The organism is Aquimarina sp. MAR_2010_214 (assembly GCF_002846555.1).
Classification (GTDB): domain Bacteria; phylum Bacteroidota; class Bacteroidia; order Flavobacteriales; family Flavobacteriaceae; genus Aquimarina.
Window position 1 is genome coordinate 4,216,248 of the sequence record NZ_PJMS01000001.1, and the last position, 25,270, is coordinate 4,241,517.

Here is a 25,270-nt window from a genome sequence, read left to right on the forward strand (position 1 = left end):
GTTCTTAAAAAAAAGAGTGCTATGCAAAAAAGAATTATTGGAATTGATGTAGCGCGAGCATTGGCAATCTTTGGAATGATTATCGTTAATTTTAAAATGGCATTTGGAAATCATGGTACCCCATTCTTAAATACTATTTTAGGAATATTAGATGGTAAAGCAGCTGCAACCTTTGTTGTTCTGGCGGGTGTAGGGATTTCATTAATGACAAAAGGTGCATTACATCGTAATAATGCAGATGAACTAAACCGAAATAAATACAAACTTCTCAAAAGAGCTCTATTTCTTTTCTTAATAGGTATATCCTATTCTACAATATGGCAAGCAGATATTTTACACTTTTACGGGATATATATATTACTTGCAATATTCTTAATAAAAAGTAATCCAAAAACACTATTATCTATCGCTATAGGAATGATCATATTATACCCTATACTTATGATATTATGGGATTATGATAATGGATGGGACTATATAAAAATGACTTATACAAATTTATGGACTGTAAAAGGTTTTTTTAAAAACCTTTTTTTTAATGGTTTCCACCCTGTTATTCCATGGAGTGCATTTATGATTATTGGGATGTGGTTCGGCAAAATGGAATTAAGCAACACTACAATCGTTATAAAAGCATTATGGGGTAGTCTTACCATATTTATAACCGTACAAATATTATCTTATTTTTCTATTTTATTCTTTTCTATGGGAAACCAGGAAATGATTACAGAATTAACTCCAATTCTTGGAACAGATCCTATGCCACCATTACCTTTATATATGATTTCTGGGAGTAGTTTAGCTATATTTCTTATTTCATCTTGTATTCTAATTTCAAAGAAATATGAAAATACTACTTTCATACATACTTTAAAAAGCACCGGGCAACTTGCCTTAACGTTTTATATTGCGCATGTTATAATAGGAATGGGAGTTATAGAACTAGTTAGTCCCATAAAAATGGGAGAGTTTACAGTAGATTTTTCATTTTTATACGCCTTATTATTTATTATTGTGTGTCTTATTTTTTCAGTGATTAGTAAAAAACATACAAAATACGGTCCTATTGAATGGATAATGCGGAAATTGACCGATTAAGTAATATATGAAAAACATGAAGACCGTCTAATATTGTATTAGACGGTCTTTTTATTATTGTTACAGAATCCCTTAATTTATATCCTGACCTTTTTTAAGTTTTTCTAAATCACCATTAAGCCTTCCTTTAAATCGATCGGGAGCATTACCCAATGATGTATTTATTGCTTTTATAGCATTTTTATAATCCCCAGTTGCCGAATATGCTTTTGCCAATCCATAATTTGATGGCCATGCACCTTTACTATTCTTTACGTTATCCTTTAAAATAACAAGTGCTTTATCCTTTTGCCCTGAGCTTATTAAACCTGTTCCTAACCTAAAAATCTGCGAAGTACTTCCTAGTTTGGCTGCTTTATCTACAAAATTCATAGCTTCACTTGTTTTTCCTTGTTTAGACAAAATCTGTGACTTCAGAGATAAATTCGCAAAAGTCTCTTTACTAAAAAAACTACCAGATATAGATGCATCAACCCACTCTAATGCTTGATCTAATTCACCTGCATTAAATGCATAATTTGCAGCACTATCCCAGTTTGACTGTGTGAAACCTGCAGAATTACGAAGATCATTTTTAATGTCTTTCATTACCACATTTTTAACATCAACTTCTATCTTAAAAGGGATCTCTTTTTTCTCCCATCTTAATGTTGCTACTGCACTATTAGCTTCAACTTTAGGGAATAAAAAAGTTAGCATTTCGGTATGTGCTGCTTCTTTGGTCTTAACATCTACTCGCAAAGCATCTTCTTTTTCATCATAGAAATAACTTCCCCAGGATGTAGAATTGTTAGAAAATATAACAGTAGCACCACCATCTTCTTTTAGTGCAATATGAAGGCCATAAGTGCCTGCCTTAATATCTTTTCCTTCGATTTTTACATCGTGAGTAAACGCTATTGTCGAATTGCTGTTAGCTCCTGCTCTCCAGGGAGCTGCTGTAGATGTTCCAAAACCCAAGTTATTATATCCATAAGGAACTAGTTTCCCCCAGATTTCACGATCTTTTACACTTGGTCTTCCATAATCAATGGTGATATTGGTAGTTCCTACACGTTGCATTACCTGGCCACGCTGGCTTCCTTCTGGTGTTGTAAGTTGCGCATTTGTTTGAATTGAGAGCAACATCATTGTGCTCACAATACAAGTTGTAATTAAGTTGAATTGTTTCATGACTTTTTTTTGATTAATTATTATCACTTAGAGAAATCTAATTTCTGACCTAAACAATGTAAGAGGTATATCTCAATCCTAATGTTACGGTAGTGTTAAACTCAAAAATAAAGTCATAATTGATTGTTAAACCTCTCTATTCCTTTAACAGCTGATTAACAAAATCTTCAAAATCCTTTTTAAAATCTACATATTTTTGACCTGTAGCTGGCCCATTGAAACCTGTATGTATTTTACGTACTTGTCCTTTTTTATCAATAAAAATAGTAGTTGGATATGACAGTACATGATTTAGCATCGGTAGTTTTTCTTGTGCTTTCTGTTTATCTGAAGTTCCATATTGAGCTAAAAGAATAGGGTATGTAACTTTTAATTTTTGCTGCAATCGTTTTATAGATTTAAATGCTTTTTCTTCGGTCTTTGCATATTCAAAAGCTAATGCAACAAATTCGGCTCCATTGTTTTTATTCTTATTCTGATACGCTACATAATATTTGGTTTCATCCATACAATTAGGGCACCAGGTTCCCATAATTTGTACAATTACCACTTTATCTTTAAACCGTTCATCTGTAAGTGAAATTTGATTCCCTTCAACATCAGGGAAAGTAAATTTTAATGTATCATATCCTTCTTTCAGAAAAGTTAGTGAATCTTCAGAAGGTAATTTAAAGTTCTCATTTCTTTTAGCTACAAAAGGTTCTTTCCAGTGATTACCAGAATAAAAGTATCCATTTAATGAACTATCTGTAACCTTTGCATTAAATAAGAAAGCGTGAGCTCCATCAAAAGTTGATAATTGTAATTGATCATTATTTAAAACACCTTCTAAATAACGATAATCTCCTGTAGTTGTTCTAAATGTACCCGTAACTACATTTCCATTCTGTTTAAAAGTCCCTTTTGCAATATACCTATCTTCTTCATTGTCTTTACTAAAAACGGTCTCCCAATTCCCTGTAATATCATGATTTGGTTTTGAAACGATTTCAAATCGATCCTGTTCTCCATATTTTGCTGTAAAAGGCACTACTCTATCCAGACTATTTTTAATAAAACTTCCAGAGATCGTCATCGAATCTATAAATCGACCGGCTATATATCCTTCAAAAACGGGAAACTTAATTAATATAGAATCTTTATTAATTATGACTTCATCAACATCAATTGTTTCTTCGGCATTAAAAATTCTTAATGTCTGATCCTCCATTACTTCAATCAAAAAAGGAAGTTTTTTATCATCCTGAACTTCTAAAGTTGCTTTCCAGGGGCCACTTTTAAAATCAATCAAATCAGATGGTTTTTCTTTCTTACAAGAAATTATTCCGAAAAGAAAAACAATAGTAAATAGCTTAATTCCTGTTTTCATAACATTAAATTTGATTAGAATAATATCTCGCTAAATATACTATAATTTATTTGACAGATATACCATAGGAACTATTTGTATCCTCTACCCAATATACTATCTTTACCCACTGAATTTAGAAACATCACAAATGAAGATTTCATATAACTGGCTGAAGCAATTTATTAATATTGATTGGGATGCAGAAAAAACCGGAGAACTCCTTACCGACCTGGGATTAGAAGTAGAAGGAATAGAATCCTATCAAAGTGTAAAAGGAGGACTAGAAGGTGTAATAGTAGGGCAAGTTCTTAATTGCGAAAAACATCCAAATGCAGATAAGCTTAAAATCACCAAAGTGGATTTAGGAAGAGGTGAACCAGTTCAGATTGTTTGTGGCGCTCCTAATGTTGCTGCAGGACAAAAAGTTCCTGTTGCAACTATTGGCACAAAACTTTATAATGATAAAGGTGAAGAATGGGTCATAAAAAAAGGAAAAATAAGAGGAGAAGAAAGTCATGGTATGATCTGTGCCGAGGATGAATTAGGCTTAGGGAAAAGTCATGATGGAATTATGGTTTTAAGTACAGACATCACTGTGGGAACTAAAGCTGCAGACATATTTGATATTGAAAATGATTCTGTATTCGAAATTGGATTAACTCCTAATCGTGCGGATGCAATGAGTCATTGGGGTACTGCACGTGATCTTAAAGCTGGATTATTACAAAAGGATCTTAATTTAGAACTTATCACTCCATCTGTAAGCAATTTTAGAGTAGAAAACAGGTTAAATAAAATTGACATCGAAGTCAAAAATACTGAACTCGCACCTAGATATTGTGGTGTAACAATTTCTGATATTAAAGTAAGTGAGTCTCCTGCATGGTTACAACATAGATTGAAAGCGATAGGAATTGCTCCAAAAAATAATGTCGTAGATGTTACTAATTATGTTTTGCACGAGTTAGGACAACCCTTACATGCATTTGATGCACATTATATAGAGGGGAATAAAATCGAAGTAAAAACTGTTGATGCCGGTACCAAGTTTACAACTCTGGATGAAGTAGAAAGAGAATTGCACCAGGAAGATCTTATGATTTGTGATGCTGTAAAACCTCTTTGCATTGCTGGTGTATTTGGTGGAACAAATTCTGGTGTTACAGAAAGAACAACCTCCATTTTCTTAGAAAGTGCTTATTTTAATCCAATTAGTATTCGTAAAACAGCAAAACGACATGGATTAAATACCGATGCCTCTTTTAGGTTTGAAAGAGGTATTGATCCAAATATTACCGAATATGCGCTGAAAAGAGCCGCCCTATTAATACAAGAACTTGCAGGGGGAAATATTTCTAGCGAAATTATGGATCTATATCCTAAAAAGATTGAAGATTTTCAGGTGATTTTATCTTTTGAAAATACGACAAAATTAATTGGTGAAGAAGTGCCTCGAGAAACGATTAAAAGAATTCTCACTTCATTAGATATTAAAATCAACAGTGTAACTGAAACAGGAATAGGTCTTACCATTCCTGCTTATAGAAATGATGTACAAAGAGAAGTTGATGTAATAGAAGAAATTCTTAGAGTATATGGGTATAATACTATTGGTTTTACTCAAAAATTAAATGCTTCTATATCAAATATTGATAAGTTCTCTGATCATAATGTACAAAATACCATATCAAACCAACTCGTTGGTCAAGGGTTTAGTGAGATGTTAGCTAACTCTCTTACTTCTCCAGACTATATCGCCTTGAGTGAGCAACTTAAAAATGAAAATAATGTAGAAATGCTAAATCCACTTAGTAATGATTTGGCAGTAATGAGGCAATCTATGTTATTTTCGGGCCTAGAGGCAGTATCGTATAACAGCAATAGAAAACGATCAGATCTTAAATTATTTGAGTTTGGAAAAACGTATCATAATTATGAGGATAAAAGAACAGAAAATAAACATCTAAGTATTATTATTTCTGGAGATAGATCCAAAGAAACCTGGACCACGAATTCGCAAACAAGTGATTTCTTTTACCTAAAAGGAATCATACTCTCTGTTTTAGAGCGTTTGGGAATAACAAGATTGAAAACATCTCCTGTAAAGAATGACGTTTTTGCAGAAGGTCTTTCTTTGAGTATTGGTAAATCCAGATTAGTAGATTTTGGAATCCTAAAGAAGCCCGTGCTTAAACATTTTTCTATTTCTCAGGAAGTATTGTATGCTGATTTTAATTGGGATGTTATCTTAGAATATGTAAGACACAATAAAATAAAGTATACAGATATTCCAAAGTTTCCCGAAGTACGTCGTGATTTTGCTTTACTACTGGACGATTCTATAAAGTTTGAAGAAATTCACACTATTGCCAAGCAAACTGAAAAACAAATTTTAAAAGATGTAAATTTATTTGATGTGTACCAAGGTAAAAATCTACCAAAAGGGAAAAAATCGTATGCTGTAAGCTTCATTTTGCAAGACGATAATAAAACACTTACCGATAAACAAATCGATAAGATTATGAACAAGTTACAGTATAATTTTGAAAATAAATTAGGGGCCGAACTTAGATAAATAACAATATTCAATCTAGGACACTATAAATAAGATCATAAAAAAACCGGAATATATATTCCGGTTTTTTTATGATCTATTGAAAAGCTCTACTATTAGTTACCTCCTTCTAAAGCTTTAAGTTTATCTTTCATTTCACCAGCTTTAGGATCATCCAACTGATAAAATATATTCATTAAAGTACGAATAGCTTCTACATTATCAGGATTACTTTTTAGAGCCCCTTCAAGGTAAGGGACAGCTGATTTATATAATTCTGATCTCTTTTTTGTAAGTTCATCATATCTTTTATTATCTTTTGAAGATGTTCCCAATCCATTCATTTCATCTACAATCTTAGTTTCTCCACTTAAAATTATAGAAGCGATATTGATTTGAGCAGCAGTGTAATCAGGCTTTAATTCTAAAGCCTTCTTATAATACCCCATTGCTTGGTCATTATCACCAAGACGAGATGCACTAACTCCTAAATTATATAGTAAATCCGGATTTTCAGGATCGTTAGATACGATCTGTTCCATAATTTCTTTATACTTAGCAATATTTCCTAACTTATAATATACATCAGCTTCTGCCTGCATTAATGCAGAATCCCCAGGATTTTCTTTTTTAGCATCTTCAATAGCAGCTATTGCCTCTTCATCTTTTCCTTGACTCATATAAATCAAAGCAATATTTTTAGCAATCTCCCCTTTTTTGGAGTCAGATGTTTTAATTTCTGGTTTAATATATTCTCCAGTTTTTACAGAAATATCTCTTACTTGCTTTGATTGAAAAGCATCAACTTTACCAGTTTCTTTATTAGTTGCAACAAACTCCTTTTTTATTCCGCTAAAACCAAGGTCTTTTAATTCCTTATAATATTTTAGAGCAGTATCATAGTCTTTATCATTAACAGCATTACCTGCTGCATAATATAGGTATGTTGTATCAGCTTTATTAGTTGTATACCCTAAATACAATTTTTCTGATGCTGCTTTATAGTTTTTTGCATTCTGATCTTTAATTGCATTTTCAATTAAAGACTGACGTAATAATTGTAATTTTTGAGTAGCATCTGCAGTATATTTAGATCCTCCTGCTGCTTTTTCAATTTCTATTGTTTTATTATAAGCATTTGCTGCACTTTCGATTTTATCTATAGATTCACCTGCAGTAGAAGCTACAACCTGACCTTTAAAAAAATAATACTGTGCTTTCATTTTTTCATCAGCAGCGTCTAACTGTCCTTCTGCAGCTTGTAATGCTTCTGCAGCCACATCCATATTACCAGATTTTAAGGCTTTGGCAGCAGCTTTTAATGCCGGTTTAGGTGTAATTTTCTTTTGAGCAAATCCAAAAGCACCAATAGCTAGGAATAGTACTACGATAAATTTAGTCTTCATTACTTGAGTTTTTTAAAATGGGATTTAATTATTGTTTTGTTTCACTATCAATATTCGTGCCATCTGAAGCATTATCAGTATCAGTCACAGAAGGATCAACACCCTCCATATCTTCGTCCTGATCAATATCATCTTCATCGTGCATAACTTTTGCTACTGCAGCAATAGAGTCTTTACCTTTTAAATTAATAAGACGCACTCCTTGTGTTGCTCGTCCCATCACACGTAAATCTTCCACTGCTAGTCGAATAGCGATCCCTGATTTATTTATAATCATAAGATCATCTAAGTCGGTAACGTTCTTAATTGCCACCAAACTTCCTGTTTTATCCGTTACAGAAATGGTTTTAACTCCTTTACCTCCTCTATTCGTTATTCTATAATCTTCTAACTTAGAACGTTTTCCATAACCGTTTTCTGAAACTACTAAGATATTACTTTCCATTTCGTTAACAGCTACCATACCTATTACTTCATCTTTATCATCTGCAAGCCTGATTCCTCTTACTCCTGAGGCTCCACGTCCCATCGGTCTGGTTTTTTCTTCTTCAAATCGTATTGCTTTACCTGATTTTACTGCTAGCATTACCTGGCTTTTACCATCAGTTAACCTAGCTTCGAGAAGCTCGTCATTATCTTTTATAGTAATTGCATTAATACCATTTGTTCTTGGTCTGGAGTATTGTTCTAACGATGTCTTTTTGACCTGACCTTTTTTCGTTGCCATAATTACATAATGCGAATTGATATACTCTTCATCTTTAAGATCCTGAGTACAGATAAAGGCTTTCACTTTATCATCACTATGTATATTAATTAGATTCTGAATAGCTCTTCCTTTAGAAGTTTTACTTCCTTCTGGAATCTCATATACTCTCATCCAGAAACATTTTCCTTTCTGAGTAAAGAACAACATGTACTGATGATTGGTTCCTACAAATAAATGTTCAAGAAAATCTTCATTACGCGTTGTGCTTCCTTTTTGTCCAACTCCTCCTCTATTTTGTTTCTTATATTCATTAAGAGAAGTTCTTTTAATATATCCTGCATGCGAAATTGTAATAACAACTTTTTCATCAGGAATCATATCCTCGATACTCAAATCTCCTCCTGCATATTCTATTTGAGAACGACGCTCATCACCATATTTTTCCTTTACTTCTGCTAGCTCGTCCTTAATAATTTGCATTCTACGCTCCTTCTTTTCCAAAATATCCTTAAGGTCATCGATAGTCTTCATCAACTCATCATACTCCGCACGTAGTTTATCTTGCTCAAGACCGGTTAATTGACGCAAACGCATCTCTACGATTGCTTTGGCCTGTATTTCAGAAAGTTTGAAGCGCTTTATTAATTTTTCGCGTGCCTCATCTGCATTTGCGGAAGAACGAATTAAAGCAATCACTTCATCAATATTATCAGAAGCTATGATTAAACCTTCAAGTATATGAGCTCTTTCTTCTGCTTTTTTCAATTCATATTTTGTACGACGAACAACTACTTCATGTCTGTGTTCAACAAAATAATGAATCATTTCTTTTACATTCAACAACTGTGGTCTTCCGTTAACCAGTGCAATATTATTTACACTAAACGAAGATTGTAAGGCTGTATATTTATATAAAAGATTTAGTACTATATTAGGTATTGCATCACGTTTAAGAACATATACGATACGCATACCGTTTCTATCAGACTCATCACGTATTGTAGAAATCCCTTCAATCTTCTTATCATTAACAAGGTCAGCAGTTTTTTTAATCATATCTGCCTTATTCACTTGATAAGGGATCTCGGTAACAATTATACTTTCTCTACCGTTTACTTCTTCAAAACTTGCTTTAGCTCGTATAACGACTCTTCCTCTACCAGTTTTAAAAGCCTCCCTAACACCATCATAACCATAGATTGTTCCTCCTGTAGGAAAATCCGGGGCTTTAATATACTGTATTAATTCATCAATTTCGATATCGTTATTCTCAATATACGCAACTGTACCATCAACAACCTCACTTAAATTATGAGGGGGCATATTTGTTGCCATACCTACTGCAATTCCTGAAGCTCCATTTATTAATAATCCTGGGACTCTCGTTGGTAGAACTGTTGGTTCTTGTAACGTGTCATCAAAATTAAATGTATGATCTACAGTATCTTTTTCGATATCTGCCAACATGTCTTCAGATATCTTACGCATTCTTGCTTCTGTATAACGCATAGCCGCAGGACTATCTCCATCAACAGAACCAAAGTTACCCTGACCATCAACTAGCATATACCTCAAACTCCATTCCTGCGCCATACGAACCATCGTATCATATACAGACGTATCCCCATGTGGGTGATATTTACCAAGAACCTCACCTACAATTCTTGCAGATTTCTTGTGGGCACTACTTGCTTTAACACCCAGTTCATACATACCGTATAAAACACGTCTATGTACGGGCTTAAGGCCATCCCTAACATCAGGAAGTGCACGAGATACTATAACAGACATTGAATAATCAATGTAAGCAGATTTCATCTCATCTTCTATATTGATAGGTATTAGCTTTTCTCCATCAGCCATAAAAAATTATTTTATTCTAAAATTGATTAATTAAACGCGCTAATTTAAGTAAATTAAGACAGCTTTAACAGCCAATTACCTATCTAATATACGTAATTTATTAACAATAGTAAGGATATAGATGGTTAATAAGTCTGCGATCATAGGTTTTGATTATTAAAGCATTTTTTGTCTATTTACCATTAAAAGCAAAAAAGCCTTAAAACACACTATCTCAGAGCTAGTGTTTTTTAAAGCCTGAAATTGCATGACAAAATATCCTATTATCATTATATATATGTTAATGATCGATTAAAAGGAATAGTTTTTGTCAATATAATTCTAAAAATTACTATTTTAGTTATAAAGAAAGAGAATAATTTTATGGATGATAATTTTTCGCCCAGAGTTAAGGATGTTATTGCATACAGTAAAGAAGAAGCTCTTAGATTAGGGCACGACTTTATTGGCACCGAACACCTTATGCTAGGGTTGTTACGTGACGGAAGTGGTAAAGCTATTAATATTCTGGATGCATTAGATATCGATTTAACCAATTTAAGAAGAAAGGTTGAAATCCTTAGTCCGGCAAATCCTAATATAGCTGTCGCCTCAAACGAGAAAAAAAATTTACATTTAACCAGGCAAGCAGAAAGAGCATTAAAAACTACTTTTTTGGAAGCTAAACTATTTCAAAGCTCTTCTATCAATACAGCCCATCTCTTGTTATGCATCCTACGAAATGAAAACGACCCAACTACAAAGCTTTTAAATCGTTTAAAAGTAGATTACGATAATGTTAAAGACCAATTTAAGTTTATGATTGCTAACGAAGAAGAATATATAGACAACCCAAAAGCAGAATCTTTCTCTGAAGATGATGATGATTTAACAGGAGATTCATCCAAAGAAAATCCTTTTAACTCTCCTTCTGGAGGAAGTAAAGCTGGAAAAAAATCTAAAACTCCTGTTTTAGACAACTTTGGCCGTGATTTAACAGCAATGGCAGAAGAAGGAAAACTCGACCCAGTAGTAGGACGATCTAAGGAAATAGAGCGTGTATCTCAAATATTGAGTAGACGTAAAAAGAACAACCCTCTACTTATAGGAGAGCCTGGAGTTGGTAAATCTGCCATTGCAGAAGGACTTGCTCTAAGAATTGTTCAACGAAAAGTTTCTAGAATCCTATTTGACAAAAGAGTGGTCACTCTAGACCTGGCAAGCTTAGTTGCAGGAACCAAATATCGTGGACAATTCGAAGAACGAATGAAAGCAGTAATGAATGAACTAGAAAAGAACGATGATATTATTCTTTTCATAGATGAAATTCACACAATTGTTGGTGCTGGTGGTGCTACAGGAAGCTTAGATGCTTCAAATATGTTTAAACCAGCTTTAGCAAGAGGGGAAATCCAATGTATTGGAGCTACAACTTTAGATGAATATCGTCAATATATAGAAAAAGATGGTGCTTTAGAAAGACGTTTTCAGAAAGTAATTGTAGAACCTACAAATATTGAGGAAACTATAGAAATTCTTAATAATATTAAAGAAAAATATGAAGAACATCATAATGTTAGTTATACTAAAGAAGCTATCGAAGCTTGCGTAAAACTAACCAACAGATACATGACAGATCGTTTTTTACCAGATAAAGCTATTGATGCCTTAGATGAAGCAGGCTCTAGAGTACACATTACCAATATTGATGTTCCAAAAAAAGTACTTGATCTTGAGAAAAAACTTGAAGAAGTAAGAGAACTCAAAAATAGTGTAGTCAAGAAACAAAAATACGAAGAAGCTGCTAAGCTTAGAGATGATGAAAAGAATCTTGAGAAAGAACTAGGTGTAGCACAAGAACAATGGGAAAAAGAATCTAAGTTACATAAAGAAACTGTTGATGAAGAAAATGTAGCAGATGTAGTTTCTATGATGACAGGGATTCCTGTCAATCGTATTGCACAAACTGAAAGTAATAAACTAGCAGAATTACCTAATCTAATTATGGGTAAAGTTATTGGTCAGGATGAAGCAGTAACCAAAGTTGTAAAGGCGATACAACGTAACCGTGCCGGACTTAAGGACCCCAACAAACCTATTGGATCATTTATATTCTTAGGACAAACCGGAGTTGGTAAAACACAATTAGCCAAAGTATTAGCTAGAGAGCTTTTTGATAGTGAAGACACTCTTATTCGTATCGACATGAGTGAATATATGGAGAAATTTGCAGTTTCAAGACTTATTGGAGCTCCTCCCGGATATGTTGGTTATGAAGAAGGCGGGCAGCTTACTGAAAAAGTAAGAAGAAAACCATATGCTGTTGTCTTACTAGATGAAATTGAAAAAGCACACCCTGATGTCTTCAATATGATGCTTCAAGTACTAGATGATGGATATCTTACTGATAGCCTAGGACGTAAAATTGATTTTAGAAACGCTATCATTATCATGACCTCTAACATAGGGGCACGTAAACTGAAAGATTTTGGACAAGGAGTTGGTTTCGGAACTTCTGCAAAAAAAACTCAGGCAGATGATTATGCCAAGGGAGTAATAGAAAATGCATTGAAAAAGGCATTTGCTCCTGAGTTTCTAAACCGAGTAGATGATGTCGTTGTATTTAACGCATTAGAACGAGAAGATATCCATAAAATCATAGATATTGAACTTGATAAACTATACGGGCGAATTAAAGATCTTGGATATGACCTATCTTTAAGCGAAAAAGCTAAGGATTACATTACCGAAAAAGGATTTGACAGACAATATGGAGCAAGACCTTTAAAAAGAGCTATCCAAAAATATATAGAAGATGCCTTAGCAGAAGAGATCATAAATTCTCAACTCAGAGAAGGAGATAGTATATTCATGGATATGGACGATGATTCTGGTGAATTGACAATCACTATTAAAAAAGCTGAAGAATCTACAGAATCCTAAATCCTTAAAATAGAACAATTATAAAAAAGACTGTTATTTTAAAATAACAGTCTTTTTTATAATCACTAGACAGAATTCTTTATTAAAAACATTTTACGTACAACAATACTAATCATACCAACTAATAAGAATCTAATTACCAGAATTATCACAAGACATTTTAAGCCTCTTAACAGCTCCATGTCTTTTCATATGTTATACTATAACCAAAACAAGAAAAAAGTTCTATTTTCATCGTATTTTTATACTTGAAACGTTTTTAAAACCTGACAAACATCCAATGATCACTTCGTATAATTTTTATTTTTGTTATATAGAAATACATGAAGATTATGTAAAGGCAGTAATGAAAGAAGGAATTACGGTCTCACCAGAACACAATGATGTTTTATTACAAATAGTAGAAAAACATTATAAAAACATACCCTTTGTTTATATCACACACCGCATTAATTCTTATGCTGTAGACCCAACCATATATCTAGAAACAGCTAAAATCTCTAATATGGTTGGTTTTGCTGTAGTATCTGAAGATCCTAAACAAAAAATACAAATAAAGCTTGAAAAAACTTTTTTTAATAAAGAATTTAAACAATTTGACACCCTAGAATTAGCCCTGAAATGGAAAGATGATATGATCAAAAAATATAGAGATTAATCCTATAACAAATAACATCTGGAGCAACCGCTATCATCACTAAATATCCAATAGATTTTTTAACTCCATCCGTAAGTAAAGTTTGAGTTATTCAACTTAAGATTTAGCTAAATCAAAAAACAGAGTAAGATTTGTTCAATTATCAAATTTTAAATGTATTAACACTCAAATTTTCATAATAAAATTGACAAAACAACAAAGCGATACCACCCTTAGGCACTATCGCTTTACTGTATAAGATAAATAAAATATTATTTAGCAATATTTACTGCTCTTGTTTCTCGTATTACAGTCACCTTAACTTGACCAGGATACGTCATATCTGTTTGCACTTTTTGAGAAATCTCAAAAGAAAGGCTAGCTGCTTTTTCATCATTTACTTTTTCACTTTCTACAATTACACGAAGCTCTCTACCCGCCTGAATTGCATAAGCTTTTTTGACTCCATCAAAACCAAAAGCAATCCCTTCTAAATCTTTCAACCTTTGTATATAAGAATCCAATACCTGACGTCTAGCACCTGGTCTAGCACCACTAATTGCATCACACACCTGAACGATTGGAGATATTAACGATGTCATCTCTACTTCATCATGGTGAGCACCTATAGCATTACAAACTTCCTTTTTTTCACCATATTTTTCTGCCCATTGCATTCCAAGAATAGCATGTGGTACTTCCGTCTCTGTATCTGGGACTTTACCAATATCATGGAGTAACCCTGCTCTTTTTGCTAATTTAGGATTCAACCCTAATTCTGCTGCCATCACACCACATAATTTAGCAACTTCTCTTGAATGCTGTAGAAGGTTCTGACCGTAAGAAGATCTATACTTCATCCTACCAACAGTCTTAATTAGTTCTGGGTGCAATCCATGTATTCCAAGATCAATTACGGTACGCTTACCTACTTCGATTATTTCTTCATCTATTTGCTTTCTTGTTTTTCTTACTACTTCTTCTATTCGTGCAGGGTGAATCCTTCCATCTGTCACCAATTTATGAAGTGATAATCGAGCTACTTCTCTTCTTACAGAATCAAAACAAGATAAAATTATTGCTTCAGGAGTATCATCAACTATAATCTCAACGCCCGTAGCAGCTTCAATAGCTCTAATATTTCTACCTTCTCGACCAATAATTCTTCCTTTTACATCATCACTTTCAATATTAAAAACCGAAACACAATTCTCAATTGCTTCTTCTGTACCTATTCTTTGTATCGTATTAATTATTACTTTCTTAGCCTCTTGTTGCGCTGTTAATTTAGCTTCTTCAATAGTATCCTGAATAAGTGCCATAGCATCAGTCTTTGCTTGCCCTTTTAAAGATTCTACAAGCTGTTCTTTTGCTTCTTCTGCAGATAACCCAGATATAACCTCAAGTTGTTGCACCTGGCTTTTATGAAGTTTTTTAAGTTCGCTTTGTTTCTTTTCTAAATAGTCTTTGCGCTGCTCTCCTTCTTTAATTTTTTCTTCGAGCTCTATATTTAGTTTTTTATTTTTAGATAATTCATTAGAAACCTGAGATTCTTTATCTCTTGTTCGTTTTTCTGCTTCAGCTATTTTTTTATCACGGGATAGTATTACCTTTTCATGCTCAGATTTTAATTCAATAAATTTTTCTTTAGCCTGAAGTATCTTATCTTTTTTAATTGTCTCCCCTTCGTTTTTAGCATCTCTTAAAATACCTTCAGAGGATTTTTTAGCATTTTTAATAATTTCTGATGCTTTGCTGCGTTCCAGAACCTTGGCGATGATAAATCCTATCAACAGCCCTGCTATCCCAGCGATGATCAAAAATACAATATTATTATCCATAGTTTATGTTGAGTATTTATATATAAAAAAAGCCTGCACTAGTAAAGGTTTTGTATAAACTCTGTAAAAACAGGTTTAGGGCTAACAAATTGCTCAAGAATCCGCTCAAGGCGGCGCGCTTTTACAATTTAAACTCACCCTTTTTAATTAATTCTTGTTGAGTTTATCAAAATAACAACTAGTGCAGGCAGTAACCTTATTTATTTTAAAGAACGTTATGATAAATGTTCATGTAGCAAATTATTTAATTCATTTAATCTATTAGCCACATTAACCGTGTCATCATCTTTATCTATAGTTTTTTGTTCTACTTGTGCTGCAAACTGTAAAGCACACATTGCCAATACATCTTGCTTATCTCTAACTGCATAACTTTGCTCAAATTGCTTTATCATGGCTTCTATCTTTTTTGCTGCTTTTCGTAAACCTTCTTCCTGATCCGGATTAATTGTTAACGGGTATACACGATCTGCAATAGATAATTTAATTTTAAGCTTATCTGCCATATTTTACTTATTCAGAAAGTTGTGCTATACACATATCAATCTCTCTTATTAAAGCGTTTATTTTGAGCTTAGTTTCCCTTTTATATTCGTCACTGCCTAGTATTGCGTTAGCATTTTTGAGCGCACTGAATTTTTCTTCCCACTGCTTTAATTGATCTACCTGAAGTTCTGAATTAGACTCCAAATCTGATATTTTCTCTTTTAGACTTATGTTTTGTTGCTTAGTTAATTCATACTTATGTAGCAACTTACTTATTCTATTTTCAAGAGAATCAATAATTTCAATTAAATCACTCATTGTAAATTTTACACAATACTTCGTTACACAAAGTTAACATACCAATTGAGAAAACCCAATAGTTTTACAACTAATTTTAAACCCTTCCTTTATTGTGGTTTAATCCTTGATATTTCTTCTACTTTAGTCAAAGATGACGCTATTATCTGATGCATATCATAATAACGATATTCTGCCAATCTCCCCCCAAAAATCACACCTTCTGATTGTAGTGATTCTTCTTTATATTTTTTAAAGATCTCTTGATTTCTATCATTATTGATTGGATAATATGCCTCTTTACCTCTATCCCAGTTTTCGGGATATTCTTTTGTTATGATTGTTTTATTTTGTTTTCCGAATTCAAAATGTTTATGCTCAATAATTCTGGTAAATGCATAGCTTGCATCATTGTAATTTACCACAGCATTACCTTGATAATTTTCTATGTTATGAAGTTCGTGTTCGAATCGCAATGATCTATACTCTAACTGACCATGTTTATATTCAAAAAACTCATCTATCTTACCTGTATATACAATTTTATCGGCCAAATGTTCCAGATCTTTTCTATCTTCAAAAAAGTCTACACCTGTTTTAGTTTCAATACCACTTAATAATCCATCAATAATTACATTATACCCTCCTATAGGTATACCTTGATATATATCATTGAAATAATTATTGTTATATGTATACCTTACAGGAAGTCTTTTAATAATAAAAGCAGGAAGCTCTGTTGCTTTTTTACCCCATTGTTTTTCTGTATACGTTTTAATAAAGGTTTCATAAATATCTTTTCCCACAAGTGACAAGGCTTGTTCTTCGAGATTTCTAGGGGATTTTACTCCATATTGCATTACTTGTTCATCAATAACTTTTTTCGCTTCCTGAGGGGTTTTAGTTCCCCACAATTGATAAAAAGTATTCATATTAAAAGGTAAATTATACAATTTTCCTTTTGACAAAGAAAGCGGAGAATTTATATAGTTATTAAACGTAGCAAATTGATTTACATAATCCCAAATCTTTTTATCATTAGTATGAAAAATATGAGCTCCATACTTATGCACGTTAATTCCTTCTTTTTCTTCGCAATATACATTTCCACCTAAATGATCTCGTTTATCAACTACAAGGCATTTTTTACCTCGTTTAGTCATTTCGTGAGCAAAAACACTCCCAAACAATCCTGCGCCTACAATTAAATAATCATATCGTTTTTCTTTCACTAGTATATTTTTTTATTCAAAATGGTTTTTAAAAAGTTTAGTTGTCAAAACTACTATTTTTAAAAGGATTTTATACGCAATAATTACACATCAAAAAATCACAATTGATAATCTTCTTAAAATAGGGTATAAAAAATAAAATGTATGTATCTTTCCTGCGATAAATTTACATATTCATATGAAAGGATATTTCATTTCCAGAAATTACAAATCTCTTTTTAATGCTGCGGGTAAAGCAAAGACTGATTGTGAGTCTATTCTAGCCGAAATGGGGTTTAAAAACTTAGGTTTTAAACAATCTTCAATCCCTAATTCTGCAATTGGAGCTCTAAAAAACTTTTTTGGTATCACCTTCGCTTTAATACGATTGCCATACAAATCAACATTGTGCACACAATACCCACTAAATAAATATAGAAACTACGTCTTGTTTGTCGCAAAACTAAAAAGATGTAAAATAATCACTATTGTTCATGATGTCCGTTTTTTGAAAGGAAGAACTAGTGATGCTAACAAGGAATTAAAAAAGATAATTGCCTCAAATTCTATTATAGTGCATAATGATGCTATGAAGGATTGGTTTTTGGAACAAGGTGTTAAGATCCCAGTAATTGTATTAGGAATATTTGATTACATATTAAATGAAGGGCTACCAGATCAAAACAATAATGTCACAGGAGAAAAGCTTCACGAAATAGTGTATGCCGGAGGCTTTGGAGATGGTAAAAATTCATATATCTATGATCTTGACCAACTCGAAAGAAAAAATTTCAGAATGAATCTGTATGGTATGGGATTTGATTATCAAAAACTCAAAACCGAAAAAGAAAAATCAATACTTACTTACGAAGGAGCATTTCCCTCTGACGTCGTAGCTTATCATATCAAAGGATCTTTTGGTTTAGTGTGGGATGGTACATCTACAGAAGAATGTAGTGGTCAATATGGACAATACTTAAAATACAATAACCCTCATAAAACTTCATTGTATATTTTATGTGGATTACCTGTAATTGTTTGGGATAAAGCAGCTATTAGTACTTTTATAACAGATAACAATATTGGTTTCACAGTTTCTAATTTGGATGAATTAAGTGACAAACTCGAAAGTTTATCATTAGAAGAATATAAAAACATGAAAACCAATGTCGATCTGGTTAGAACAAAAATCATTTCTGGCGGATATTTAAATGACGCCATTAATCATGCATTAAAAATATAGCGCAACCTACCAAAAAAATAAGTAGTTTTATAAGCACATTTCATAAACACACATATATCCCCCTTTTATGAGAAAGATTATAGTTTTTATTTTATTAGGTTTTTCCTTTTGTTATGGGCAAAAAGACCTTCCCAAAGACTATTTCATTCCTCCTCTTGATATCCCTGTAGTAGTCTCTGGAACGTTTGGAGAATTAAGATCTAATCATTTTCATTCTGGATTAGATATGAAAACTAACGGCGAAGAAGGATTGAATATACATGCTACTGCATCTGGGAGAATAACTAGAATAAAAATTTCTCATGGAGGGTACGGTAAAGCTCTATATATTGCACACCCTAATGGATATACTAGTGTATATGCTCACTTAAAAAAGTTTTCTCCAGAAATTGAAGCCTTTGTAAAAAAAAGGCAGTATGCAAAAGAATCATATGAAATAGAGCTTTTTCCTAAATCTGGCTCATTACTTGTAAAACAAGGTGATATTATAGCATATAGTGGTAACACAGGTGGAAGTTCTGGCCCCCATCTCCATTTTGAAATTAGAGACCCCAGATCTAGACCTATGAACCCAATGAATTTTGGTATCGAAGTAAAAGACACCAAAAAACCTATCATAAATAGCCTTTGGGCATATTGCTTAGACAAGGATGCTCATATTAATGGAACACAAAAACCAGTTAGAGTAAAACTTACACCTCAAGAAGATGGTAGCTATAAAGCAGAAAACCTAAATGCATATGGTAAGATTGGCTTTGGTGTATCTACTATTGATAAGCAAGATTTAGCCAATAACAATAATGGTGTATATGAAATAACTACAGAAATTAATGGTCAGGAAAATTTAAAAATAGAAATGAATCGTTTTTCGTTTGCAGAAACACGATATGCAAATCGGATTATTGATTATTCCTATTTTAAGAAATACCGGAGTAGAATAACAAAACTTTTTGTTGAAAAAAATAACCCCTTAACTGTTTTCAAAAAGAAAATAGACAATGGTATCATTTTTATTAAAGACAGTCTTTCTTATAACTATACTATACATATTAAAGATTTTAAGAATAATACTTCTATCATTACTATTCCTCTACAAGGAAAACATGCTGAAGCAATTACAAAAACCGATATTCTTAAAACATCAGAATACGCTAAAACAACTGAGAACTATACCTATAGTTCAGGGATTTTCGATCTTCTGATTCCGAAAGGAGCGTTATACGAAAACACTTATCTTGATATATCTGTAAGTGGAGAAAAAATCAAAGTACACAATAACATGACACCACTACATAAAAACATGACTTTGGTTTTTGATGTATCCCGATATAAAGAAGAGGACAAAAAAAAGCTATACATAGGCAGAATCAATGGTTCTAAAACACCGTATTATTCGAGAACAGCCAAAAAAGGGAATCGGTTCTCAACCAGAACACGTACTTTTGGAACATACTCTTTATTTACAGACACTCAAAAGCCTACAATAATACCTATTAATGTTTCTAGCAAAAAATGGATCTCAAAGGCCACACACTTAAAAGTAAAAATTAATGATTCTGAATCCGGAATAAAAAGCTATCGAGGAACCATAAATGGAAAATTCATTTTATTAGAATATGATTACAAGACCGGAATGTTGGTTTATGACTTTAATGATAAAAATAATGTGGATTCAGAAAATAATTTTAAACTTGTTGTGTTAGATAATGTAGGAAATCGAGCAACGTTCGAAACCACTTTTTTTAGAAAACCTTAAACACTCTTACTTTTTGAAACCTAATTTTTTCTCTCTTTTGACTTTACTGATACTAATCAGTATCTCTTCTTCAGCCCAGACCGCTACGCTAAAAGGTGTAATTCTTAATGAAAATAATATACCTGTTCAAGGAGCTAACATCTCTTATAACAATTCTGGTACTCAATCAGACAAAAATGGTGTATACCAGTTAAGTATACCTTCTAATCAAGAAATTATAATAAGCATATCTCATGTTAGCTTAAAAAACATGCAGTTTGTTATCAATCTCGAAGAAAACCAAGAATATGAACTCAACCCAATATTAAAAACAGATATTGAACAAATAGGAGAAGTTATTATATCGGGTAGAGAAAGAAAAACGGTAGAAGGGATTACGACATTAGACCCCGAAACCATTAGGACAACTCCTTCTGCTAATGCTGGTGTAGAAGGGCTTCTAAAAAGCTTACCTGGTGTAAGCTCTAATAATGAATTAAGTACACAATATTCTGTTCGTGGAGGAAATTATGATGAAAATTTAGTTTACGTAAATGAGATCGAAGTATATCGCCCTTTTTTAGTAAGATCCGGACAACAGGAAGGTCTAAGCTTTGTAAATACCGACATGGTTCGTAATGTAGATTTTTCTGCGGGAGGTTTTCAGGCTAAATATGGAGACAAGCTCTCTTCAGTTTTGGACATTACCTATAAAAGACCTACAAGATTGGGAGCAACAGCAAATCTAAGTCTCCTAGGAGGTAGTGTTTCTGCAGAAGGGATTTCTAAAAACAAAAAATTAGCGGCTATTGTTGGGATACGATATAGAGACAATAGCTTACTTGTAGATGCAAAGAATACAGAGACTAACTTTCAACCAAGATTTGCCGATGTACAAACTTATCTTTCGTATAATTTCTCTGATAAATTTGAAATAGGTTTTTTAAGTAATCTAGCACTTAACACTTATGATTATGAACCATTAACAGAACAAGTCAATTTTGGAACACTGCAAACAGTGCAAGCACTAACTGTTCGTTATGATGGACAAGAAAAAGACAGGTACGAAACTTATTTCGGAGCACTAAAAGGAACCTATAGAGCTAATGACAATCTTACCTTAAAGCTAATCGCTTCTGGATATCACACACAAGAACAGGAACACTATGACATTTTTGCTGCCTATGCACTAGGAACGGTAAATACAGATATTGGTAGTGAAAACTTAGGAGAAGTAGAGTTTAGTGAAGGTATAGGTTCTCAATTAACACATGCAAGAAACGATCTTGATGCATTGATATTTAACCTCGAACACAAAGGAACTTATGTTGCAGATCAACACCAGTTTGATTGGGGTATCAAATATACCTCAGAAGATATTAGAGATCGTTTACAAGAATATGAAATTATTGATTCTGCTGGTTTTTCTATCAGACCTCCTGTATTGGATTTTGTAAATGATCAACCCTATACTCCTTTTGCCAGTCCCATTGTTCCTTTTACGAGTGTACGAGCTACAAATGACACTAAAATTGACCGTGTTTCTGGATATGCACAATATAGCATTCGCTCTAACATAAAAGAAAACGAAATTTGGGCAAACGTAGGGGTTAGAGCACATCACTGGAATATCTATGGAAATACGGTTGACAGTTCGGATTCACAAATTGTATTTAGCCCAAGAGCTCAAGTTGCAATTAAACCTAACTGGAAATCTGATATGATCTTTAGAGTTTCTGGAGGCTTATATCATCAACCTCCTTTTTATAGAGAATTACGAGATTCATTGGGAGTTGTAAGACCTGATGTTAAAGCACAACAATCTATACACATTGTACTAGGTAATGACTATAGTTTTTCTATGTGGAAAAGACCATTTAAATTAACCACAGAACTGTATTATAAAAAACTAACCGATGTAAACCCTTATACTATAGAAAATGTAAGAATACGATATCGTGCTAGAAATAATGCAAAAGCCTATGCACAAGGTTTGGATTTAAGACTTAATGGAGAATTTGTTCCGGGCACAGAAAGTTGGGTAAGTCTAGGATATCTAAAAACTGAAGAAAATATTGACAAGCGTGGATATATTTCTCGACCAACTGATCAGCGGCTAAAAATCGGAGTATTATTTCAAGATTATGTACCTTCAATTCCTAGTCTAAAAATGTATTTAAATATGGTCTACCAAACGGGAGTTCCCGGAGGCTCTCCTAGCTATGCTGACCCATACAATTTTCAGACCAGACTAAGAGATTATCGTAGAGCCGATTTAGGAATATCATATGTAGTAGTTGATCAAAACAAAAGACTAAGAGAAGGACATTTTCTTAACCTATTTAGAGAACTAAATCTTGGTTTCGAGATCTATAACATCTTTGATAATCAAAATACAATCACTAATACTTTTGTAAGAGATGCCGCTAGTCAGCGTCAATTTGCTATACCTAACTATTTAACACCACGAGTTTTTAATGTTCGATTAGGAATGAAATTTTAAGAATAGATTATTCTTCTATAAATTTCTTTAGTACATCAACAGTATAATCCACTTCTTCTTTTGTATTAAATTTTGAAAGAGAAAAACGTATTGATGGTTTTTGTAAATCCTCATCAGAAAGAATTTCGGTTAACACATGAGATCCTTTACCGCTTCCACTCTGGCAAGCACTACCCTTTGAACAAGCAATCCCGTTAATATCCAGGTGAAATAATAATATACCAGCTTTTTCTTCAGAAACAGGTAGACACACACTAATTAGCGTATATGTACTTTTTTTAGCGTCACAACAACTAGCATTAAACTTTACTCCATCGATATTGTTTTTAAGGGCATCAATAAAATATTGTTTTAGATTAACAACGTAGTTCTTTTCTTCTTCCAAATTTTCATATGACAATCGCAACGCCTCGTCCATCCCTGCAATATTGTGTACACTTTCTGTACCTGCACGATATCCTCGTTCCTGCTCTCCTCCAAAAATTAATGGTTTTAAACCCGAATTTTTACGTATATATGCAAAACCTACTCCTTTTGGCCCATGAAATTTGTGAGCACTTACCGCTGTAAAATCAATATGTAAATTACTTAAATTCACATCATAATGACCTATTGACTGAACCATATCACTGTGCAAAAGCGCTTTATGTTCATTACATAAGTTTCCAACACGCTCAATATCTAATATAGTTCCAACTTCATTATTTACATGCATTAAACTCACTAACGTCTTCTCTTTAGAATCATTAAGAAGTGATTCTAAATGTTTATAATCGATAGCACCATCAGCATTTACAGTAACATAACTTACCGTTACATCTGTGCGAGACTCTATTTCTTGTACTGTATGTAATACAGCATGATGCTCTATTCTAGATGTAATAATATGGGTAACGCCTAAATCTCTAACTGCACTATTTATAACCAAATTATCAGCTTCTGTACCACCTGAAGTAAATATAATTTCTGAGGCTTTCACCCCTAAATAACCAGCTATATTTTTACGAGTTTGTTCTATATGATTCTTAGCAGATCGGCCATAACCGTGTATTGATGACGGATTTCCATAATCTTCTTTCAATACAGAAACCATTTTAGCAATAACCTCTGGCCTTACCTCTGTGGTAGCCGCACTATCAAAATAAACTTTTTGCATAAAACAAAGTAATTAAGTTGTTGAAATAGATTTTTATTTTTTTGTAAAAAAAACTTTAATTTTTACAATATTCCCAATTTTACGACTACAAAACTAATCTAAATAAAATTATTTTCGAGTAGACACGTTATAATCTTTCAATTCTCTTACTTTTGTCAAAAAAAATACTCATTCTGACATGAAAAAGTTATTTTCATTTCTCTTTTTATTATTATTTTTTACTTCTTGTGATGATGGCGACGTAGTAATCACCAGTTTTGAATTTGATGATGTTGATTTACAAATTTGTAAAGGTGCAAAATCAAATGAATTTGTTTTTTTCAAGATTAGTAAAACTATAAACGAAGCCATTTCTTATAGTTTTATCAGCGAGACTTTTTCTGAAACTATTGTAACACCTACACCTATTTCTATCAAACTAAGCGAGGGTTCTAATACCTTAATATATAGAAATTTTAACGTACCCATAACTGCAGATTATTTTTGTTCTAATATACCGTCTAGTGAAATTACAATTGTTGAAGAACTTAATGGTGTTACAGGGACATCTGAAATTTTAACCGAAATCATTACAGAAGATGATGATGATGGTATCCCGGCAGAACAAGAAGACCTTAATGGTAATGGTAATCTGGAGGATGATGACACCGATGGTGATGGAATTCCTAATTACAAAGATCAAGATGATGATAATGATAACATCCTAACTAGTGTTGAGTTACCAAATGACATTCCTGACAATGATGATCCTCGGGATACAGATAAGGATGGTATACCTGATTACCTCGAACAAGATGATGATAATGATGGTATTTTAACTCGCAATGAAGATGCTGATAAGAATGGAAACCCAAGAGATGATAGAGATCCCGATTCTGGAAAGTTATTTTATCTGGATTCAGAATCTACCAATACCGCAGTTACAGTAGAACCAAGCCTTGATAACACTATAAAAACCACGTTTAGAACTACTTTATCAATAAATGGTCTTGTTTTTGATGGCAATAATCAAAATTTTGAAGACAAGAATTTTTCATTTGGTTTTAGAGACGTTACTATCCCTAAAACGACTAAAAAAGAGTAGC

General features: G+C 32.9%; 17 protein-coding genes and 1 other RNA gene. 8 read left to right on the forward strand and 10 right to left on the reverse strand.

The features are described from left to right. Positions 1–21: 21 nt before the first annotated feature. Positions 22–1,098 (forward strand): DUF418 domain-containing protein, encoded by a 1,077-nt coding sequence (locus tag ATE84_RS18200; protein ID WP_101449318.1) that lies wholly within the window; start codon positions 22–24, stop codon positions 1,096–1,098. A 72-nt stretch (positions 1,099–1,170) separates the two neighbouring features. On the opposite strand, the gene ATE84_RS18205 is transcribed toward ATE84_RS18200, so the two are convergent. Further along, a complete protein-coding gene (locus tag ATE84_RS18205; protein ID WP_101449319.1) occupies positions 1,171–2,271 on the reverse strand; it encodes a DUF2911 domain-containing protein in 1,101 nt (366 codons plus the stop codon). Positions 2,272–2,407: 136 nt separating this feature from the next. Next, a complete protein-coding gene (locus ATE84_RS18210; protein ID WP_101449320.1) occupies positions 2,408–3,640 on the reverse strand; it encodes a peroxiredoxin in 1,233 nt (410 codons plus the stop codon). Positions 3,641–3,770: 130 nt separating this feature from the next. Between ATE84_RS18210 and pheT the strand changes: the two genes are divergently transcribed. After that, positions 3,771–6,197, forward strand: a complete 2,427-nt coding sequence (gene pheT / locus ATE84_RS18215; RefSeq protein ID WP_101449321.1) for a phenylalanine--tRNA ligase subunit beta — start codon at positions 3,771–3,773, stop codon at positions 6,195–6,197. Positions 6,198–6,292: 95 nt separating this feature from the next. On the opposite strand, the gene ATE84_RS18220 is transcribed toward pheT, so the two are convergent. Then, on the reverse strand, positions 6,293–7,582 hold the full coding sequence (locus tag ATE84_RS18220) for a tetratricopeptide repeat protein (RefSeq protein ID WP_101449322.1): 1,290 nt from the start codon (positions 7,580–7,582) through the stop codon (positions 6,293–6,295). Positions 7,583–7,610: 28 nt separating this feature from the next. Then, positions 7,611–10,154: a DNA gyrase subunit A gene (gyrA, locus tag ATE84_RS18225; protein ID WP_101449323.1), complete on the reverse strand. Its 2,544-nt coding sequence runs from the start codon at positions 10,152–10,154 to the stop codon at positions 7,611–7,613. A 363-nt stretch (positions 10,155–10,517) separates the two neighbouring features. On the opposite strand from gyrA, the gene ATE84_RS18230 reads away from it, so the two are divergent. After that, on the forward strand, positions 10,518–13,076 hold the full coding sequence (locus ATE84_RS18230) for an ATP-dependent Clp protease ATP-binding subunit (RefSeq protein WP_101449324.1): 2,559 nt from the start codon (positions 10,518–10,520) through the stop codon (positions 13,074–13,076). Between the two features lie 280 nt (positions 13,077–13,356). Then, entirely contained in the window at positions 13,357–13,734 is a 378-nt protein-coding gene (locus ATE84_RS18235) for a hypothetical protein (RefSeq protein WP_101449325.1), read from the forward strand. Positions 13,735–13,985: 251 nt separating this feature from the next. On the opposite strand, the gene rny is transcribed toward ATE84_RS18235, so the two are convergent. The 5 genes from rny to glf form a co-directional block, all read right to left on the reverse strand. Continuing rightward, a complete protein-coding gene (rny, locus tag ATE84_RS18240) occupies positions 13,986–15,554 on the reverse strand; it encodes a ribonuclease Y (protein ID WP_101449326.1) in 1,569 nt (522 codons plus the stop codon). 56 nt (positions 15,555–15,610) lie between these two features. After that, positions 15,611–15,717: non-coding RNA, 6S RNA (gene ssrS, locus ATE84_RS18245), on the reverse strand. A gap of 52 nt (positions 15,718–15,769) precedes the next feature. After that, the gene (locus ATE84_RS18250) at positions 15,770–16,060 is read right to left on the reverse strand and encodes a cell division protein ZapA (RefSeq protein ID WP_025667461.1); all 291 of its coding nucleotides are present in this window, start codon (positions 16,058–16,060) and stop codon (positions 15,770–15,772) included. Positions 16,061–16,067: 7 nt separating this feature from the next. After that, the gene (locus ATE84_RS18255) at positions 16,068–16,358 is read right to left on the reverse strand and encodes a hypothetical protein (protein ID WP_101449327.1); all 291 of its coding nucleotides are present in this window, start codon (positions 16,356–16,358) and stop codon (positions 16,068–16,070) included. 89 nt (positions 16,359–16,447) lie between these two features. Then, on the reverse strand, positions 16,448–17,569 hold the full coding sequence (gene glf / locus ATE84_RS18260) for a UDP-galactopyranose mutase (protein ID WP_101449328.1): 1,122 nt from the start codon (positions 17,567–17,569) through the stop codon (positions 16,448–16,450). A gap of 178 nt (positions 17,570–17,747) precedes the next feature. Here glf and ATE84_RS18265 point away from each other — a divergent pair, with 178 nt between their 5' ends. The 3 genes from ATE84_RS18265 (at position 17,748) to ATE84_RS18275 (ending at position 23,029) form a co-directional block, all read left to right on the forward strand. Further along, positions 17,748–18,791: a beta-1,6-galactofuranosyltransferase gene (locus ATE84_RS18265; protein ID WP_101449329.1), complete on the forward strand. Its 1,044-nt coding sequence runs from the start codon at positions 17,748–17,750 to the stop codon at positions 18,789–18,791. A gap of 67 nt (positions 18,792–18,858) precedes the next feature. Beyond that, positions 18,859–20,547: a M23 family metallopeptidase gene (locus ATE84_RS18270; RefSeq protein WP_101449330.1), complete on the forward strand. Its 1,689-nt coding sequence runs from the start codon at positions 18,859–18,861 to the stop codon at positions 20,545–20,547. 13 nt (positions 20,548–20,560) lie between these two features. Then, entirely contained in the window at positions 20,561–23,029 is a 2,469-nt protein-coding gene (locus tag ATE84_RS18275; protein WP_101449331.1) for a carboxypeptidase-like regulatory domain-containing protein, read from the forward strand. A 7-nt stretch (positions 23,030–23,036) separates the two neighbouring features. Here the strand turns inward: ATE84_RS18275 and ATE84_RS18280 are convergent, their stop codons facing one another. Beyond that, positions 23,037–24,185, reverse strand: a complete 1,149-nt coding sequence (locus ATE84_RS18280) for a cysteine desulfurase family protein (protein WP_101449332.1) — start codon at positions 24,183–24,185, stop codon at positions 23,037–23,039. Positions 24,186–24,363: 178 nt separating this feature from the next. On the opposite strand from ATE84_RS18280, the gene ATE84_RS18285 reads away from it, so the two are divergent. Beyond that, positions 24,364–25,269, forward strand: coding sequence for a hypothetical protein (locus ATE84_RS18285; RefSeq protein WP_101449333.1), 906 nt, complete (start codon positions 24,364–24,366; stop codon positions 25,267–25,269). Position 25,270: the final 1 nt, after the last annotated feature.

Excerpts from the sequence above, each read along its gene's own strand:
- ATE84_RS18200 (WP_101449318.1), top strand. The coding sequence starts at position 22 with ATGCAAAAAAGAATTATTGGAATTGATGTAGCGCGAGCATTGGCAATC.
- ATE84_RS18205 (WP_101449319.1), bottom strand. The coding sequence starts at position 2,271 with ATGAAACAATTCAACTTAATTACAACTTGTATTGTGAGCACAATGATG.
- ATE84_RS18210 (WP_101449320.1), bottom strand. The coding sequence starts at position 3,640 with ATGAAAACAGGAATTAAGCTATTTACTATTGTTTTTCTTTTCGGAATA.
- pheT (WP_101449321.1), top strand. The coding sequence starts at position 3,771 with ATGAAGATTTCATATAACTGGCTGAAGCAATTTATTAATATTGATTGG.
- ATE84_RS18220 (WP_101449322.1), bottom strand. The coding sequence starts at position 7,582 with ATGAAGACTAAATTTATCGTAGTACTATTCCTAGCTATTGGTGCTTTT.
- gyrA (WP_101449323.1), bottom strand. The coding sequence starts at position 10,154 with ATGGCTGATGGAGAAAAGCTAATACCTATCAATATAGAAGATGAGATG.
- ATE84_RS18230 (WP_101449324.1), top strand. The coding sequence starts at position 10,518 with ATGGATGATAATTTTTCGCCCAGAGTTAAGGATGTTATTGCATACAGT.
- ATE84_RS18235 (WP_101449325.1), top strand. The coding sequence starts at position 13,357 with ATGATCACTTCGTATAATTTTTATTTTTGTTATATAGAAATACATGAA.
- rny (WP_101449326.1), bottom strand. The coding sequence starts at position 15,554 with ATGGATAATAATATTGTATTTTTGATCATCGCTGGGATAGCAGGGCTG.
- ATE84_RS18250 (WP_025667461.1), bottom strand. The coding sequence starts at position 16,060 with ATGGCAGATAAGCTTAAAATTAAATTATCTATTGCAGATCGTGTATAC.
- ATE84_RS18255 (WP_101449327.1), bottom strand. The coding sequence starts at position 16,358 with ATGAGTGATTTAATTGAAATTATTGATTCTCTTGAAAATAGAATAAGT.
- ATE84_RS18265 (WP_101449329.1), top strand. The coding sequence starts at position 17,748 with ATGAAAGGATATTTCATTTCCAGAAATTACAAATCTCTTTTTAATGCT.
- ATE84_RS18270 (WP_101449330.1), top strand. The coding sequence starts at position 18,859 with ATGAGAAAGATTATAGTTTTTATTTTATTAGGTTTTTCCTTTTGTTAT.
- ATE84_RS18280 (WP_101449332.1), bottom strand. The coding sequence starts at position 24,185 with ATGCAAAAAGTTTATTTTGATAGTGCGGCTACCACAGAGGTAAGGCCA.
- ATE84_RS18285 (WP_101449333.1), top strand. The coding sequence starts at position 24,364 with ATGAAAAAGTTATTTTCATTTCTCTTTTTATTATTATTTTTTACTTCT.